General features: G+C 62.1%; 15 protein-coding genes. 5 read left to right on the top strand and 10 right to left on the bottom strand.

Going from position 1 to position 14,328, the window contains the following annotated elements:
- Positions 1-43 precede the first annotated feature (43 nt).
- Entirely contained in the window at positions 44-940 is an 897-nt protein-coding gene (locus SxD43FB_RS11445) for a histone deacetylase (RefSeq protein WP_096062280.1), read from the top strand.
- Here SxD43FB_RS11445 and SxD43FB_RS11440 read toward each other — a convergent pair.
- The 7 genes from SxD43FB_RS11440 to hisB form a co-directional block, all read right to left on the bottom strand.
- Positions 937-1,506, bottom strand: a complete 570-nt coding sequence (locus SxD43FB_RS11440; protein WP_176482754.1) for a hypothetical protein — start codon at positions 1,504-1,506, stop codon at positions 937-939. The genes SxD43FB_RS11445 and SxD43FB_RS11440 overlap by 4 nt on opposite strands.
- 74 nt (positions 1,507-1,580) lie before the next feature.
- Positions 1,581-1,901: a phosphoribosyl-ATP diphosphatase gene (locus tag SxD43FB_RS11435; RefSeq protein WP_037479619.1), complete on the bottom strand. Its 321-nt coding sequence runs from the start codon at positions 1,899-1,901 to the stop codon at positions 1,581-1,583.
- A 42-nt stretch (positions 1,902-1,943) separates the two neighbouring features.
- Entirely contained in the window at positions 1,944-2,213 is a 270-nt protein-coding gene (locus SxD43FB_RS11430) for a PEP-CTERM sorting domain-containing protein (RefSeq protein WP_096062279.1), read from the bottom strand.
- 168 nt (positions 2,214-2,381) lie between these two features.
- On the bottom strand, positions 2,382-3,146 hold the full coding sequence (hisF, locus tag SxD43FB_RS11425) for an imidazole glycerol phosphate synthase subunit HisF (protein ID WP_096062278.1): 765 nt from the start codon (positions 3,144-3,146) through the stop codon (positions 2,382-2,384).
- Entirely contained in the window at positions 3,143-3,880 is a 738-nt protein-coding gene (gene hisA / locus SxD43FB_RS11420) for a 1-(5-phosphoribosyl)-5-[(5-phosphoribosylamino)methylideneamino]imidazole-4-carboxamide isomerase (protein WP_096062277.1), read from the bottom strand. Before hisA ends, hisF begins: the two co-directional genes overlap by 4 nt.
- Positions 3,877-4,491, bottom strand: coding sequence for an imidazole glycerol phosphate synthase subunit HisH (gene hisH / locus SxD43FB_RS11415; protein ID WP_096062276.1), 615 nt, complete (start codon positions 4,489-4,491; stop codon positions 3,877-3,879). Before hisH ends, hisA begins: the two co-directional genes overlap by 4 nt.
- 3 nt (positions 4,492-4,494) lie before the next feature.
- A complete protein-coding gene (gene hisB, locus SxD43FB_RS11410; RefSeq protein WP_037479833.1) occupies positions 4,495-5,082 on the bottom strand; it encodes an imidazoleglycerol-phosphate dehydratase HisB in 588 nt (195 codons plus the stop codon).
- Positions 5,083-5,168: 86 nt separating this feature from the next.
- Between hisB and SxD43FB_RS11405 the strand changes: the two genes are divergently transcribed.
- The gene (locus tag SxD43FB_RS11405; protein ID WP_037479831.1) at positions 5,169-5,645 is read left to right on the top strand and encodes a ClpXP protease specificity-enhancing factor SspB; all 477 of its coding nucleotides are present in this window, start codon (positions 5,169-5,171) and stop codon (positions 5,643-5,645) included.
- A 67-nt stretch (positions 5,646-5,712) separates the two neighbouring features.
- Here the strand turns inward: SxD43FB_RS11405 and SxD43FB_RS11400 are convergent, their stop codons facing one another.
- The 3 genes from SxD43FB_RS11400 to SxD43FB_RS11385 form a co-directional block, all read right to left on the bottom strand.
- Positions 5,713-8,214: a TonB-dependent receptor gene (locus SxD43FB_RS11400; RefSeq protein WP_096062340.1), complete on the bottom strand. Its 2,502-nt coding sequence runs from the start codon at positions 8,212-8,214 to the stop codon at positions 5,713-5,715.
- 416 nt (positions 8,215-8,630) lie between these two features.
- Positions 8,631-9,539 carry a Brp/Blh family beta-carotene 15,15'-dioxygenase gene (locus SxD43FB_RS11390; protein WP_176482753.1) on the bottom strand — a complete coding sequence of 303 codons (909 nt, stop codon included), beginning with the start codon at positions 9,537-9,539 and terminating at the stop codon, positions 8,631-8,633.
- Positions 9,540-9,598: 59 nt separating this feature from the next.
- Positions 9,599-10,381, bottom strand: coding sequence for a bacteriorhodopsin-like (locus tag SxD43FB_RS11385; protein WP_096062273.1), 783 nt, complete (start codon positions 10,379-10,381; stop codon positions 9,599-9,601).
- 479 nt (positions 10,382-10,860) lie between these two features.
- On the opposite strand from SxD43FB_RS11385, the gene SxD43FB_RS11380 reads away from it, so the two are divergent.
- Genes SxD43FB_RS11380 through SxD43FB_RS11370 form a run of 3 tightly spaced genes read left to right on the top strand, consistent with a single transcriptional unit; the run spans position 10,861 to position 14,290 of the window.
- A complete protein-coding gene (locus SxD43FB_RS11380; protein ID WP_096062339.1) occupies positions 10,861-11,598 on the top strand; it encodes an ABC transporter ATP-binding protein in 738 nt (245 codons plus the stop codon).
- Positions 11,595-13,037 carry a DUF3526 domain-containing protein gene (locus tag SxD43FB_RS11375; protein ID WP_096062272.1) on the top strand — a complete coding sequence of 481 codons (1,443 nt, stop codon included), beginning with the start codon at positions 11,595-11,597 and terminating at the stop codon, positions 13,035-13,037. The genes SxD43FB_RS11380 and SxD43FB_RS11375 overlap by 4 nt, the downstream gene beginning before the upstream one ends.
- Positions 13,034-14,290 (top strand): DUF3526 domain-containing protein, encoded by a 1,257-nt coding sequence (locus tag SxD43FB_RS11370; RefSeq protein ID WP_096062271.1) that lies wholly within the window; start codon positions 13,034-13,036, stop codon positions 14,288-14,290. The genes SxD43FB_RS11375 and SxD43FB_RS11370 overlap by 4 nt, the downstream gene beginning before the upstream one ends.
- Positions 14,291-14,328 lie beyond the last annotated feature (38 nt).

Below are 14,328 nucleotides of genomic sequence, written 5' to 3'. Positions count from 1 at the left end.
GCGCAAAGCGGCCATCGTTCAAACGACCATAGCGGAAAAGATCATGCTGCACGTTGTTCACCATTCCGCCTATGTCTCTCCAGCAACACCCGGCAGCCGCTTCCGCTTCGACAAATATGGGCTGGTGATGGAAGCGCTGCGCGAATCTGGCGCACCCATCACCGTGCATCAGCCCGATCCGATGCCGCGTATCTGGATAGAGGCAGTACATGATCCCGCCTATGTCGAGCAGGTCGTGACCCTCTCCGTCCCGCCCGACAAGGAACGGCGGATCGGCTTTGCCGTCACGGAACGGGTGATGCGCCGATCGCTGCTGTCACCCGGCGGCACCTGGGCCGCGGCGCGGCTGGCGCTTGTGCATGGCTATGGTGCCAATGCAGCAGGCGGCAGCCATCATGCGCTGGCCGATAGTGGCGCGGGCTATTGCGTGTTCAACGACCTCGCCATCGCCGCCAACCGCCTGATCGCGGAGGGCGACGCGGCGCGCATCCTGATCCTCGATCTCGACGTGCATCAGGGCGACGGCACTGCGTCCCTGATGGCGGGGCGCGGCGACATCTTCACTTTGTCGATCCATGCCGACAAGAATTTCCCGGTGCGCAAGGCGCGCTCGACGCTCGACATCGCCCTGCCCGATGGGTTGGAGGATGCCGCCTATGCGGCCATCCTCGCCGACACGCTGCCGCCCATCTTGAACGACTTCGCGCCCTACCTCATTCTCTATCAAGCCGGGGTCGATCCCCATGCCGACGACCGGCTGGGGCGACTGGCGCTGACCGATGCGGGCCTTGATGCGCGCGATCGCTATGTCATGCGCCAGGCCAGGGCGCGCGGCATCCCACTCGCCAGCACCATGGGCGGCGGCTATGGCGAAGACCGGATGCTGGTCGCCCGCCGCCACGCCGCCTGCATGATCCGCCTGGCGCAGGAAGCGGCTTAATGGATGGGATCGGTGCCCACCATGGTCGCCTTCGTCTCCATCAGCTTGGCCGCGATCACGCCCGCAATCGCGACGCCGACGAAGTCGCTGAACGCCAGATAGAGGATATAGCCCCAGGGCGCGTGGTTGAACACGGCCTGGCCGACATGCATCCACAGCACGGCGGCCAGCGGGAACAGGATTGCCACGCGCATCCGGTCGCCAAAATTCGCCGCGATGAAGCGCAAGGCCATGGCGATGATCACGCCGACGATCAGCGCCAGGATCAACCCGCCGATCAGCGCGCCGCTGTCCATCACCGGAAAGCCGCCTTCATTGTAGAAAATCTGGGCGACCGGTCCCTTGCCATAGAGCACGGTGCCCTGCGCGGAGGAGGGATCGGGAATGGTATAGACGCCGGTGCCGGTCGGCGTCAGCGCTTGGGCCATGGCAGCCTGCAGATTGGCGCTTGCCTGTTCGTCGGTGCGGCTGAGCGCCAGCGCGCTCAAGGGCGTACCCCAGAAGATGAAGCCGGTAATGAACAAGGCGAACCCGCCGACCAGGCCGCCGATAACAGTACGCACCATGATAATCTCCCCCGTAAGGATAATAAGCTGACGCCCCAACGCTTGGCGCGCAACATCTATCCGATGGAAAAGAGTCAGTCTGCGGGGCGCGCGGCCTTTTCAACGATCCCCGACACCCCTTCGCGCCGGTCGAGTTCGTCCATCACCTCGTCCAGGCTGATGTCGAGGTCGGCCAGCAATATGATGAGATGAAATAATAGATCGGCGCTTTCGCCGATCGCGCCGTCCCGATCGCCCGCCATCGCAGCGATCACCGTTTCGACCGCTTCCTCGCCGACCTTCTGCGCAATCTTGCCGCGGCCGCGCGCCGTCAGCTTGGCAACATAAGAGGTGGAAGGGTCAGCCGTCCGCCGCTGGCGAATGGTTTGTTCAAGGGTGTGAAGGGTCGCGCGCATGCCGCGCATCAAGCGCCGCGCGCGCGACCCGTCAATCTAAATTTACTTGCGCTTGCGGCGCGACACCATGACGCGACCGACCAGAACCGCTGCGCCCATCGCGAACAGCGCCATCTGTTCCGGCTCAGGCACCGGGGTCGGCGTGCCGCCCGACGAGCCGCCGGTGCTGCTGCCACCGGTGGAGCTGCTGCCGCCCGTGCTGGTGCCGCCGCACTTGCCGAACCAGCACCATGTCGCCTGCGCCGGTGCGGGCAACGCAACGCCCATGAATGCCGCCGCGCCGACCGCCAAAAGCATCTTGTTCAAAGTCATTTCCTTACCCTCCCTGCGCCAAACCCCCATTGGTTGGCGATAGACGCAGAAGGATAATGCAGAGCGCGTGCCGAACCGCAAAATACCAGCTTTTCCGCCAGAAATAAGGGTTAACAGCGTGATGGTGAATATGGTTACTGTAAAGTAAATCGACGCTTTTGGACGTGATCAGCTACCACGCACCGGCACGCCAGCCACGGCAAGCGCGCGATGCGCGTCGCCGATCGTATGCTGGCCGAAATGGAAGATCGACGCCGCCAGCACCGCACTGGCATGACCCAGCGTCACGCCTTCCACCAGATGATCGAGCGTGCCGACACCCCCGCTGGCGATCACCGGCACCGATACCGCATCGGCAATCGCGCGAGTCAGCGCCAGGTCATAGCCTTTGCGCGTGCCATCGCCATCCATCGAGGTGACGAGCAATTCGCCCGCGCCCAGGTCCGCCAGCCGCAGCGCGTGCTCCAGTGCGTCGATCCCGGTCGGCTGACGCCCGCCATGGGTGAAGATTTCCCAGCGGCCTTCCGCAACCTTTCGCGCATCGACAGATCCGACGATGCACTGGCTGCCGAAGCGATCGGCGATGTCGGCGACCAGTTCGGGACGCACCACCGCCGCGCTGTTGACCGCCACCTTGTCCGCCCCCGCCAGCAGCAGCGCGCGCGCATCCTCGGCGCTGCGCACCCCGCCGCCCACGGTCACCGGCATGAAGCAGACTTCCGCCGTCCGCCGCACCACGTCCAATATGGTCCCGCGCGCCTCATGCGTCGCGGTAATATCCAGAAAGCATAGTTCGTCCGCCCCGGCCGCATCATAGAGCCGCGCCTGCTCGACCGGATCGCCCGCATCCTTCAAATCAACAAAATTGACGCCCTTGACCACGCGCCCATTGGCGACGTCGAGACAGGGTATGACCCGCGTGCGGACGGTCACGCCGCCGCCCGCGCCACCGCCATCGCGGCTTTGAGGTCCAGTCGCCCGTCATAAAGCGCGCGGCCCGTGATCACGCCTTCGATCCCGTCGTCGGCATGCAGGCTCAATATGCGGATGTCGGCGATGCCCGCCACGCCGCCGCTGGCAATCACCGGAATATCGGTCGCGCGCGCCAGTTCGACGGTGGCGTCGATGTTGCAGCCCTTGAGCATCCCGTCACGGCCAACATCGGTGAAGAGCAGGCTGGCGACGCCTGCATCCTCGAACCGACGGGCAAGGTCGATCACCGGCATGTCGGACTTTTCGGCCCAGCCATCGGTCGCGACGAAACCGTCGCGCGCATCGACCGCTACCACGATGCCGCCGGGAAAATCGCGCGCCGCCATCTTCACGAAGGCCGGGTCTTTCAGCGCCGCCGTGCCGATCACGATCCGCGAGATACCCAGATCGAACCAGCGCTCCACCGCCTCGCGATTGCGAATGCCGCCGCCCAGTTGCACATGGCCCGGAAACGCCTCGACAATCTTCTCGACCGCGTCAGCATTGACCGCACGGCCCGCAAAGCTGCCGTCCAGATCCACGACATGGATATGCTGCGCGCCGGCCTGCGCGAACAGCATCGCCTGCGCGGCGGGATCGTCGCCATAGACGGTGGCGCGGTCCATATCACCTTCGGCCAGGCGGACGACCTGGCCATTTTTCAGGTCGATGGCGGGAAAGACGATGAGGCTCAAGGACACCACTCCAGAAAGCGCGAAAGAAAGGAAAGGCCATAGGATTGGCTCTTTTCCGGGTGGAACTGGCAGCCGATGATCGTGTCACGCGCCACCGCCGCGACCAGCGGGCCGCCATGGCTGGTGACCGCCGCGACATGGGCCGGGTCGGTCGCTTCGAAATGATAGCTGTGCAGGAAATAGGCCTCACCCGGCTCCAGCAACGGCGGCGCGCCCTGCAGGATCACATCGTTCCAGCCCATATGCGGCACCTTGATGCCCGGCTCGGCCGGTTCGATCAGCCGCACCGTACCCGGTATCCAGCCCAGCCCCTCATGCCGCCCGAATTCCTCGCCGGCATCCGCCAGCAACTGCATCCCCACGCATACGCCGAGGAACGGCACCGCGCGGCTGCCCACCGCCTCGCCCATCGCCTCGACCATGCCGGGGATTGCCACCAGCGCGTCGCGACAGGCGCGAAATGCCCCAACGCCCGGCAGGACGATGCGATCGGCCCGGCGGACCAGATCAGCGTCGGCGGTAATGACGACATCCTGTGCCCCTGCCTTGCGCAGGGCATTATGCACCGAATGGAGATTGCCCGCGCCATAGTCGATCAGGGCAATGGTCATGCCTTACAACATTCCCTTGGTCGAAGGGATCGCGTCCGCCTTGCGCGGGTCGATTTCGACCGCCTGGCGCAGCGCGCGGGCAAGCCCTTTGAACGCGCTTTCGACGATATGATGGTTGTTCGCGCCATAGAGCAATTCGATATGCAGCGTGATCCCGGCGGCTTGCGCGAAGCTGTGGAAGAAATGCTCCACCATCTCGGCATCCCACTCGCCGATCTTCTGCACCGTGAAGGGCAGTTTGCACACCAGCCAGGGGCGACCCGAAATATCGAGCGCCACGCGGCTGAGCGTCTCGTCCATCGGCGAATAGACGCTGCCATAGCGGCTGATGCCCCGCTTGTCGCCCAGCGCCCGCGCCACCGCTTCGCCGATGGCGATGCCGGTATCCTCGGTCGTGTGATGCTGGTCGACATGCAGGTCGCCGACCGTCTTGACGGTCATGTCGATCAGCGAGTGCCGCGACAATTGTTCGATCATATGGTCGAGGAAACCGATGCCGGTCGACACCGAATAGAGGCCAGTGCCGTCAAGGTTGACGGTCACGTCGATCTGGGTTTCCGCTGTGTTGCGGTGAATCTCGGCCGTGCGCATGGCTGCCCTATAGCGTGTGGTGCGCGCCATGCAATCTGCGCGTGCGGGGGTTGACCGCATGATTCGCGCCGTTAGGACATTGGGCCATGAGCGATGACCTGCCCGACAGCCTGATTCCCTATGACGAAATCGTGCAGGAAGCCCTGCGCGCCGTGGTCGGCCGCGTATTGGGCGAGGTGGAACGCAGCGGCGGGCTGCCCGGCGCCCATCATTTCTACATCACCTTCAAGACGCAGGCACCCGGCGTCGATATCCCCAAGCGGCTGATCGAGCGCTTCCCGGACGAAATGACCATCGTCCTGCAGAATAAATATTGGGATCTGAAGGTCAGCGACCAGCATGTCGAGGTGAGCCTGACCTTCAACCAGGTCGCCGCCCACCTTTATATCCCCTTTGCCGCGATCACCGCCTTCGTGGACCCCGCCGTCAACTTCGCCCTGCAATTCCAGGTGCAGACAGACGCCTTGCCCGAACCGCATGACGAAGCCGAAAATGACGGCCCGGTCGTCACCAGTGAAGACGGCTCCAACGTCGTCAGCGTGGACTTCGGCAAAAAGAAATAGGTCGGGGCGGCGATCAAGCCGCGCCCGACCCAGCGACGCTTCCAGATGCTCGACCGGCCGCCCCGGTTCAGAAGGCGTAGCGCACCGATGCCGAAATCGTGCGGCCATTGGCCGCCCGTCCCCAGCCGACACCATTGGCGGGAACGGTCGTCTGGCTGATCTCGATGATCGCCACCTTGTCGAACACATTGTTGACGTTGACCATGAATTGCAGCCGGTCGATGGGGCGATACTGGACGAACGGGTTGATCAAAACATAGCCGGGTATCTTGAGGGCATTGATATCCTGGGAAAAGCTGCTGGTGTTGCCCACGATATAGGCACCCAGGGTCAGTTGCCTGCTCTCATATTGCGGTGTCGCCTGATAGATCAGCTTTGGCTGGCGGCGCGGGACCATCCCGGCCACGGCTGCATTCAACCGGTCGCTGACGATTTCGGCGTCGGTGTAGGTCAGGCCGCCGGTAATGCTGAGGGGGCCGCGTTGGAAGCCCGCTTCGACTTCGGCACCATGCGCGCGGTATTTGCGATCGGTTGTGATGGCACCGGCCTGGACGTTGGTGTCTTCGGTCTTGGCGATGAAGCCGGTGATGTTGAAGGTCATCCCCGGACGGCGAAGCTTCAGGCCGAATTCGGCTTGGGTGACGACGTCCGCGCCGTCGGCCGAATCGGGCATGCTGCCGTCAACGACGCTGACTTTTGACGAGAACAGCACTTTATCGGCGTTCGCGCGCGCACCCCGGCTGTAGCGCGCAAACACGGCCAAGGGCTCGGCGATGCGGAAATTGATGCCCGTCGAATAGCTCAGATAATGATAATTATAATTCACGGGCGCGGGGCGGGTCAGGGGCAAGATATTGGTCTTCGACTCAGCGACCGAAATCACCCCATCACCGTTAAAGTCGTAGGAGGTTGTCCCCACCCGTCCGCCGCCCAGATCGGACCCGAACAACTGGCCCCTCACCTTGCCCATATCGTAACGGATGCTGCCGCCGATCGCGATCCTGCCGATATGGTAGTTGACCGACCCATAGGGGGCCGTGACATCATATTGCACGTCGTAGGTGCGGCGGAAAAAGCCGGTGCTGCCCGACCGTGTGAAACCCAGAAAGCCGTCCTGGCTCTGCGGCACGCCGGCTGCATTGGTATAGTTGATCAACGCCGAATTGCCGCCGCCGTTCAGATCTTGCGTGATATTGGAGTAGAGCCAGTCCGATGTGAGATCCTGAACCGCTTTGTACATGCCGCCGGTCAAGGTAAACTTGCCCTGGCCAAGGTCGAAAACGCGTGTTGCGCGGATGTCGCCGGTGAAATTGTCGAGCGAACGGATGTCGATTTTAGACAGAGATGTCGCGCCGATCAGGCCGTTGCCATTTATATTGTCTGCGGGCGTGATGACCTGACCGACATTGGGGCCGTTGGCATAGCTAAGTGTGCCGGTGCCTGCCCCCAGCGACGCGGGTAGCCCGTTGGCCGGGTAGATGTTCGCGACGAGATCACGGATGGTGGTGCCCGAAATCTTCGAATAGCGCGTGCGCCCGGTAATGGTCCAATCGCCGATATCGAATTGCGATTCGAGGCCGACCGACTTCACTAACGCACTCAGGCCTTGGCGCATCGGCACATTGATCGGCTGGTTATTGCCGTCGAGCGTGGGGAAGCTGGTAATGTAGCGCGACTGAACGGAGTCGCGACGAACATCGAAATTCTCGAAGCTGGAATAGGTCGGGTTGGCATTCGTCCCCGTGATCTGGATCGGCCCGGGCAGATAAGCGGGTGCCCGGTCATCCAGATATTTGGCCGATAGGCGAATATAGCCGGCGGCGAACTGCTTGGTGATGTTGAATTTCAGCTGGCCGCCCTGATAGGCGTTGAAGCCGACGGCGCGCTGCCCTTCGCCCGTGCGATAAAATCCGCCAATGTGAAAACGCAACGTGTCGTTGATCCTGCCCCCATAGTCGAAGTCGAGCCGCTTCGTGTCATAGTCGATGCCAGTCGTCAGTTCGATGGCACCACCCTCCACATCGCCGGTCTTCGAGATCAGGTTGATCACACCGCCCGGTGAGTTCGACGCAAAGGTCGATGCCGAACCGCCCCGGATTGTCTCGATCGCAGAGAGGTTGGTGTCGGCCCGGATGAAAAGGTCCGAAGCCACATTGAAGAAGTCGCCAAATTCGAGAACGGGCAAGCCGTCTTCCTGGATTTGCATGAATTTGGAACCACCTGACGCGAGGGGCAGTCCACGGATCGTATAGCTGCCATTGGCCTCTCCGGTCGAGGATTCGGTCCTGATTCCGGGGATGCTGCGGAAAATCTCGGCGAGCGAGCGCGCCCCGATTTTCTGGATCTCGTCTGCCTGGAGCGAACTTGTCGAGGTCGCACTATCGAGGCGATCCCGCCCTTTGGCGACGCCGGTGGAAAAGGTTGCTTCGGCCTTGGGTTTGCTGACCGACCTTTTAGTGGCTTCGCCGGTCGTGATGGCACCTTGGGCATCGGAGGCATCTTTGGCCATGGCAGCGGGCGCAAGGGCCCAAGTCGCGACGCTCAATAGCAGATAATATTTCGACGACATGCGCATATCTTCCTCTCACTTTACTGACTTCTAGGAGAGGAATCGGCGAACCGGTCTGGGGTGATGAAAAACTATGCTTCGAACATTGGGCATCACAACGGAGAGGCCGTGCCTTCTGGCGGGTAAAATCTGTTCGCAACCACTCTGTCGCAATGCGGGATAGGGCCGAATCTTGTGACGTGCGGCACAGCATCGCGACCATAAGGCCCATGACGAAGCCGAAAAGGACGGCCGGTGGTCATTAGCGACGACGGGTTCAACGTCCTCAGCGTGGATTTCGGCCAGAAGACGCAGGCAGCGTCAATCTCGCAGACATCCACCCGGCTGTTTGCGAATGTGACTATCGGGCATCGCTCCCCCCGATTCCAGACCAACCAGTTGCCCGTCGCATTTGAGCGAAGCTGCAAATTTTCTTATTAAAGATTTGCGGATGGTTGGCGACCCTGTGCCATTCGAAGGATCACGGGCACCGCCATGTGCGGCGCGGTGAGGACCGATAGAGCCATGAAGCTGCTGACAAAAATGCTGTCGGTCAGGGACTGCCCGCTCCCCAATGCGAAGATGGCAACGGCAATGCCCAATCCGCCAAGGGTTAGCGGAATGACGATCCCGCCCCACTGGCTGATGCCTCGTAAGCCAAGCGCTGCGGCGTGGGCGCGAAACTGAATGGGCGAATGGACAAGGCAGAAAAAGAGCGCAAAGCCGAGCACTGGCGGTAGCACGAGCATGGCCATGAGCGCGCAGGCTGCCGAAAGCGCCAGCTTGCGCCGACCAATGCGCCACAACATGGCGACACCGACCATAGCCAGCAGCAGCATGGTGGGCGCCACAAGCAGCAGGCAATCGGCCAGCACGGCGGCAGAGGCTTGACCGGACAAGGTCGTGAACAAGGGGCCAAGGCTATCGCCATGCAGTAACGATGGCGCGGAAAGCAGCGCAAGCGCCATGCCCGCGGCAATGAAGGAGGAACCGCATTCGTCCCAATCCTCGGCAAAGTGGATGACCGACATGAGGATGAATGCCGTCAACGCCGCGACCGGTGCCACTCGCCACAAGAGATACATCGCCGCAGCGCAAGCCAGATACAGGCTGATCAGCGCAACACGGGAGCGGAATATCCCTTGGGCCGATGATCCATTTTGCAGCAACGCGAGATCGAAACTGCCATGCGGCATACCGACGATAAGCAAAGCCGCCGACGAGAGCGCTGTCATCGCGGCGGTATCGACCACCAGTCCGAACTGATAGAGACAAATGATGCCGATCGTCGCCAGCAACAGGCTCGCGATACGCCAATCGTCAAACCGGGTCGGGCTGTGATCCATGCTTCTATCCTTGGCATGAACCGGCAGGTTAGTTGCAACCTGCCGGTTCATAGCCGGTCTCAATGCGTCGCCGTTACGGCGGCGGGCTTGCCCGGCTCACCATATTCGGCCGCCGATTTGCGCACGGCGATCATGTAGACGAGGATGCCTACGCCAGCCTTGGCGATAAGATCGGCAATAGTGTAGCCGATCTGCACGCCGGTTTCGACCGCACCACCGGCCAGATTAGTGTAGGGGATCATATAGACGATGGGATAGAAGCCCCATGACGCGAAGGTCAGCAAGCGTGCCTGCTTGATCAACCCGCGTGCGCTTTCCGGCTGCCGCTCGATCGCATCGCCCAGCCCCTTGAACAATTCCCACACGATGTAGAGGAAGGGAATGGACGACAAGGTGCCCCACAAGGCGCGCGTGCTGTTGTTGTCGGCAATTTCGCCCGGATAGCCCAGGATGATCATCAGCGCCGCGGCCGAACCCAGGCGGACCGACGTAGACACCGTCGCACTTTGCGACAGGCGCATCACCAGCACCAGTTCGATCAGCAGCAACGGGACCGTCAACAGCCAGTCGACATAGCGATAGGCGTCATTGAAGGCGACGCCGCTCGCCGTGATGACGCCATCGGTCAAAGCATAAGCTTCCGACCAGCTCTCGAAAATGCGGTAATAATGATAGGCTGCGATCGCCGTGACCAATCCCGTGATCGTCAATGCCGTCTTATAGGCCGGCCCGACCTGCGATCGCCCAAACCAGAAGAATAATGTGGCCGCAGCCATCGAGGCGAATGTGAACGAAAATGCGTTATAGACCAATAGATATTGGTCTGCCGTAATCATATCCATAATAGACCCCTGAACAAAATCGCGATGAGCGAATGATGAGCATTATATCGATGCATCTTTACTTCGCTGGCCACGTGATCATATGGATTAGGCGGGCATAAAAAAGATACCCATAACACCGTGGGAAAGCACGAAGCGTCTTGCCTCGATCATGCCGGTATCGAACCAATTTCTTGTATCTTCTATACGGCCTTTAGGGCGTATCAGCCCATGACATGGTATAAGCGGGCCGCCATGGCGACTCATTGGACGTTGCATGGCTGTCGCCATTGGCGTGCGTGGACGTTTCGAAGCATCGCGAATGTTGGCGCGGCGCAGTTGCAGCGATCAATCAGGGTGATCCAAGACTCTCGGTATCGGGCCATGCCCAGCGATATTGCGCGGCATGACCCAGCCGTTAATTGAAATGTTATACTATTTCATTGACAGATTGCTGCAACGGCGAAATGCTCCGCGCCAACAGCCAAGGAGCCCATATCATGTCCCTGACGGCCACCGGCCAGCGCATCATCTTGTCCGACGTTCACCTATCCTATGGCAGCCAGCGCGTGCTGCGCGGCCTGAGCCTGCATGTCGATGCAGGCGAAATCTACGCGCTTCTGGGCGGCAATGGCGCGGGCAAGTCGACCACCATGTCGGCCCTGTTGGGCTTTGCCCGGCCAGATAGCGGCACTATCCTTGTGGCCGGGCATGATCCGATCGCACAGGCCGACAAGGCGCGTGACCAGATCGCTTATGTACCGGAAAATGTCGCCCTCTACGAACATCTGACCGCGCGCGAAAATGCCGCCTATCTGCTCGCACTGGCCGGTCGCCACCCCGCCCCGCAGGATATCGACGGCGCGTTCGAGGCCACCGGCCTGCAGACATCGGCCTGGGACAAGCGGATGGGCGGCTTTTCCAAAGGCATGCGGCAGAAAGTGGCGATTGCCATCGCCCTGCTACGCGCCGTGCCGGTGCTGCTGCTCGACGAGCCGTCATCGGGCCTTGATCCGCGCGCAACCGCCGATTTCAACAGGCTGGTCCACGACGTGGCGCGCAGGGGCGCGGCGGTGCTGATGGTCACCCACGACCTGCTGTCCGCCGCCGACATTGCCGATCGCATCGGCTTCCTGGAATCGGGCCGGATCATCGACGAGGCAGCGGCGCAGGGCGCGGACCGCTTCGACGTGCGCGACCTGCACCGCAAATTTGCGCGGGAGGCCGTCACCGCATGAACGCCATCACCCTGATCGCCCGCGACGAATTGCGATTGATGCGGCGCAATCGCGTCACCGTCATCGCCTTCGCGCTGCTCACCCTCCTCACGCTCGCCGCCGCCCTCATCAGCTGGTCTCATCAGAGCGGCATCGCCGAAACCCGCGCTCGGTTCCAGGCGCAGGCAGCGCAGGAATTTACGGCGCAGCCCGACCGGCATCCCCATCGCATGGTCCATTTCGGCAATTTCATCTTTCGCCCCCTGCCGCTACTCGCGGCCTTCGATCCGGGCGTCGATGCCTTCACCGGCAACAGCATGTTCCTGGAAGGCCATCGGCAGAACAGCGCCAATTTCGGCGATGTCCGCCAATCATCGCTGCTGGTGCGCTTCGGCCAGCTGACACCGGCCTTCGTCCTGCAAGTGATCGCCCCATTGTTGCTGGTTTTCCTCGGCTATGGGGCAGTCGCGCGGGAACGGGAACGCGGCACGCTGCGCCAGATGCTCGTCCAGGGCGTTTCCGCGCGCGCGCTGCTGCTGGGCAAGTTGCTGGCGCTCGCCATAGTCGCGGCGCTGGTCGGCCTCCCCGCGCTGGCCGCCTTTCTGCTGATCGCGGGACAGCCGGGCGCGCTGGCCGGGCCGATGGCCGTCATGGTGCTGGGCTATGGTGCCTATCTGGCGCTTTGGTCGATCATCGTCATCCTGGTTTCCGCGCTGGTGCGGCGCGGGCGCGACGCGCTGCTTGCGTTGCTCGCGCTCTGGACGGTGCTTGTCATCCTGCTCCCGCGCGTTGCGCCTGACATTGCGGCGCAAACCCACATGCTCCCCACCCGGCTCGAAACCGACATCGCGATCCAGCAGGATCTGCATCGTCTCGGCGACGCACATAATCCCGACGATCCCTTCTTCACCGCCTTCAGGCAAAAGGTGCTGCGCCACTATGGCGTCGACAGGATCGAGGATCTGCCGGTCAATTATAACGGCCTGCTCGCGGTCGAAGGTGAGAAGCTGACATCGCGCCTGTTCGACGATTATGCCAAGCGCAGCTTCACCGTCCAGCAGGCGCAGAGCCGACTGACCGACGATTTCGGCATCATCAGTCCAGCCATCGCCCTGCGCCGGCTGTCGATGGCTGCGGCAGGCACCGACCTGGAAGGCCATCGCCGGTTCCTGGCTCAGGCCGAAGCCTATCGTTATGCCATGGTCCAGCAGCTGAACCAGTTGCAGGCCGACACCGTCCGCTATGCCGATGACAAGGCCAAGGATGCCGGTGCCGATCAGCGCAAGCGCATCTCCGCCGACCATTGGCAGACGATCCCGCAATTCCGCTTCAAACCGGCGACCACGGGCGATCTGGTCGAAGCCAGCCTGCCTGGGCTTGGCCTGTTGCTCGCCTGGCTGGCGTTCGCGCTGCTGGCGTTGCTGCCCGTTGCCCGCATTCTTCAGAAAGCTCGTGCATGACCCTCCTCACCCATGAATTGCGCCTGCTGCTGCGCTCCCGCATGGCGCTGCTGGCGCTGTTGTTGGTCGCTTTGCTGGCGGCTGCCTCCGTGGCGGCCGGCATGGCCGAAGTCGCCCGCCAACGCGACGTCATCGCCCGGATCCAGCCCAAACAGGCGCAGGATATGGCGGCCGTCGCGCAATGGGCGGCCGAGACGAAAGACCCTGGCACCGCGGCCTATTATAGTTTTCACGCCACTTGGGACACGCCTTCGCCGCTGGCCTTTGCCGCCCTAGGCCTGCGCGATGTCGCGCCCTATATCCTGCGTGTTCGCGCGCTTGGGTTGGAAGCGCAGCTTTATGATGGCGAGGCGTTCAATCCTGAACTCGCCCTGCCGGGTCGTTTCGATTTTTCCTTCGTGCTGGTCTATCTGACCCCCTTGTTCGTGATCGCCCTGTTTCACGATCTGGTGTCGGGGGAACGGGAAGCGGGAAGGCTGCGCATGCTGGACGCCCTGACGGGATCGGGTAGGTCGCTATGGCGTCGGCGCGTGCTGCTGCGCGGCGGCTTGCTGTTCCTGGCGCTTGCGGCGCCGCTGACGATAGGCGCCATCCAGTCCGCCGTGCCCTTGCCCACCCTCCTGTCCGTGCAGGGTCTAGTCGCGCTCTACCTCGCCTTCTGGATCGGCGTGACGTTGCTGGTCGGGCGGATGCGCTGGAGTTCCGTCGCCAATGCCGCGACGCTGGCCGGTATCTGGCTGGTGCTGACGCTGATCCTGCCGACCATCGCCCATGTCGCGATCAACCGCCTCATCCCGGTTGGTGAGGGCGTGGAACTGACGCTCGCCCAACGCGAAGCGGTCAACCGCGCATGGGACATCCCCCGTGCGGACACGATGCGCGCATTTTACGCCGGTCATCCCGAATGGAAAGATAGCCCGCCGCTGACGGACGCCTTCCACTATAAATGGTATTTCGCCTTCCATCAGGTCGGCGACGAAAGCGTAGCGCCAAAGGTCGCTGCCTATCGAAACGGCATAGAAGCGCGCGATACCGCAGCGCGCGGGATCGGCTGGCTATTGCCGTCGGTCGGGGTGCAGGCGGCTCTGACCCGTCTCGCCAACACCGACATGGCAGCCCAACTGGCCTATCAGGATCGAATCCGGGCCTTCCATGAAAAATTGCGGAATTTCTATTACCGCTATCTGTTCACCGATACGCCGTTCGAAAAGGACGACTTTGATCGCGCGCCGACCTTTGTCGGCGGCGCTTAGTCCTGCGTCACGAACCTGATGGAATTAAGGGGATAAAA

Origin of the sequence: Sphingobium sp. D43FB (assembly GCF_002312805.1) — a bacterium.
In the GTDB taxonomy this organism is placed as follows: Bacteria; Pseudomonadota; Alphaproteobacteria; order Sphingomonadales; family Sphingomonadaceae; genus Sphingobium.
This window is presented reverse-complemented; position numbering and strand designations above follow the sequence as displayed.

Excerpts from the sequence above, each read along its gene's own strand:
- SxD43FB_RS11445 (WP_096062280.1), top strand. The coding sequence starts at position 44 with ATGCTGCACGTTGTTCACCATTCCGCCTATGTCTCTCCAGCAACACCC.
- SxD43FB_RS11440 (WP_176482754.1), bottom strand. The coding sequence starts at position 1,506 with ATGGTGCGTACTGTTATCGGCGGCCTGGTCGGCGGGTTCGCCTTGTTC.
- SxD43FB_RS11435 (WP_037479619.1), bottom strand. The coding sequence starts at position 1,901 with ATGCGCGCGACCCTTCACACCCTTGAACAAACCATTCGCCAGCGGCGG.
- SxD43FB_RS11430 (WP_096062279.1), bottom strand. The coding sequence starts at position 2,213 with ATGACTTTGAACAAGATGCTTTTGGCGGTCGGCGCGGCGGCATTCATG.
- hisH (WP_096062276.1), bottom strand. The coding sequence starts at position 4,491 with ATGACCATTGCCCTGATCGACTATGGCGCGGGCAATCTCCATTCGGTG.
- hisB (WP_037479833.1), bottom strand. The coding sequence starts at position 5,082 with ATGCGCACGGCCGAGATTCACCGCAACACAGCGGAAACCCAGATCGAC.
- SxD43FB_RS11405 (WP_037479831.1), top strand. The coding sequence starts at position 5,169 with ATGAGCGATGACCTGCCCGACAGCCTGATTCCCTATGACGAAATCGTG.
- SxD43FB_RS11400 (WP_096062340.1), bottom strand. The coding sequence starts at position 8,214 with ATGTCGTCGAAATATTATCTGCTATTGAGCGTCGCGACTTGGGCCCTT.
- SxD43FB_RS11390 (WP_176482753.1), bottom strand. The coding sequence starts at position 9,539 with ATGGATCACAGCCCGACCCGGTTTGACGATTGGCGTATCGCGAGCCTG.
- SxD43FB_RS11385 (WP_096062273.1), bottom strand. The coding sequence starts at position 10,381 with ATGGATATGATTACGGCAGACCAATATCTATTGGTCTATAACGCATTT.
- SxD43FB_RS11380 (WP_096062339.1), top strand. The coding sequence starts at position 10,861 with ATGTCCCTGACGGCCACCGGCCAGCGCATCATCTTGTCCGACGTTCAC.
- SxD43FB_RS11375 (WP_096062272.1), top strand. The coding sequence starts at position 11,595 with ATGAACGCCATCACCCTGATCGCCCGCGACGAATTGCGATTGATGCGG.
- SxD43FB_RS11370 (WP_096062271.1), top strand. The coding sequence starts at position 13,034 with ATGACCCTCCTCACCCATGAATTGCGCCTGCTGCTGCGCTCCCGCATG.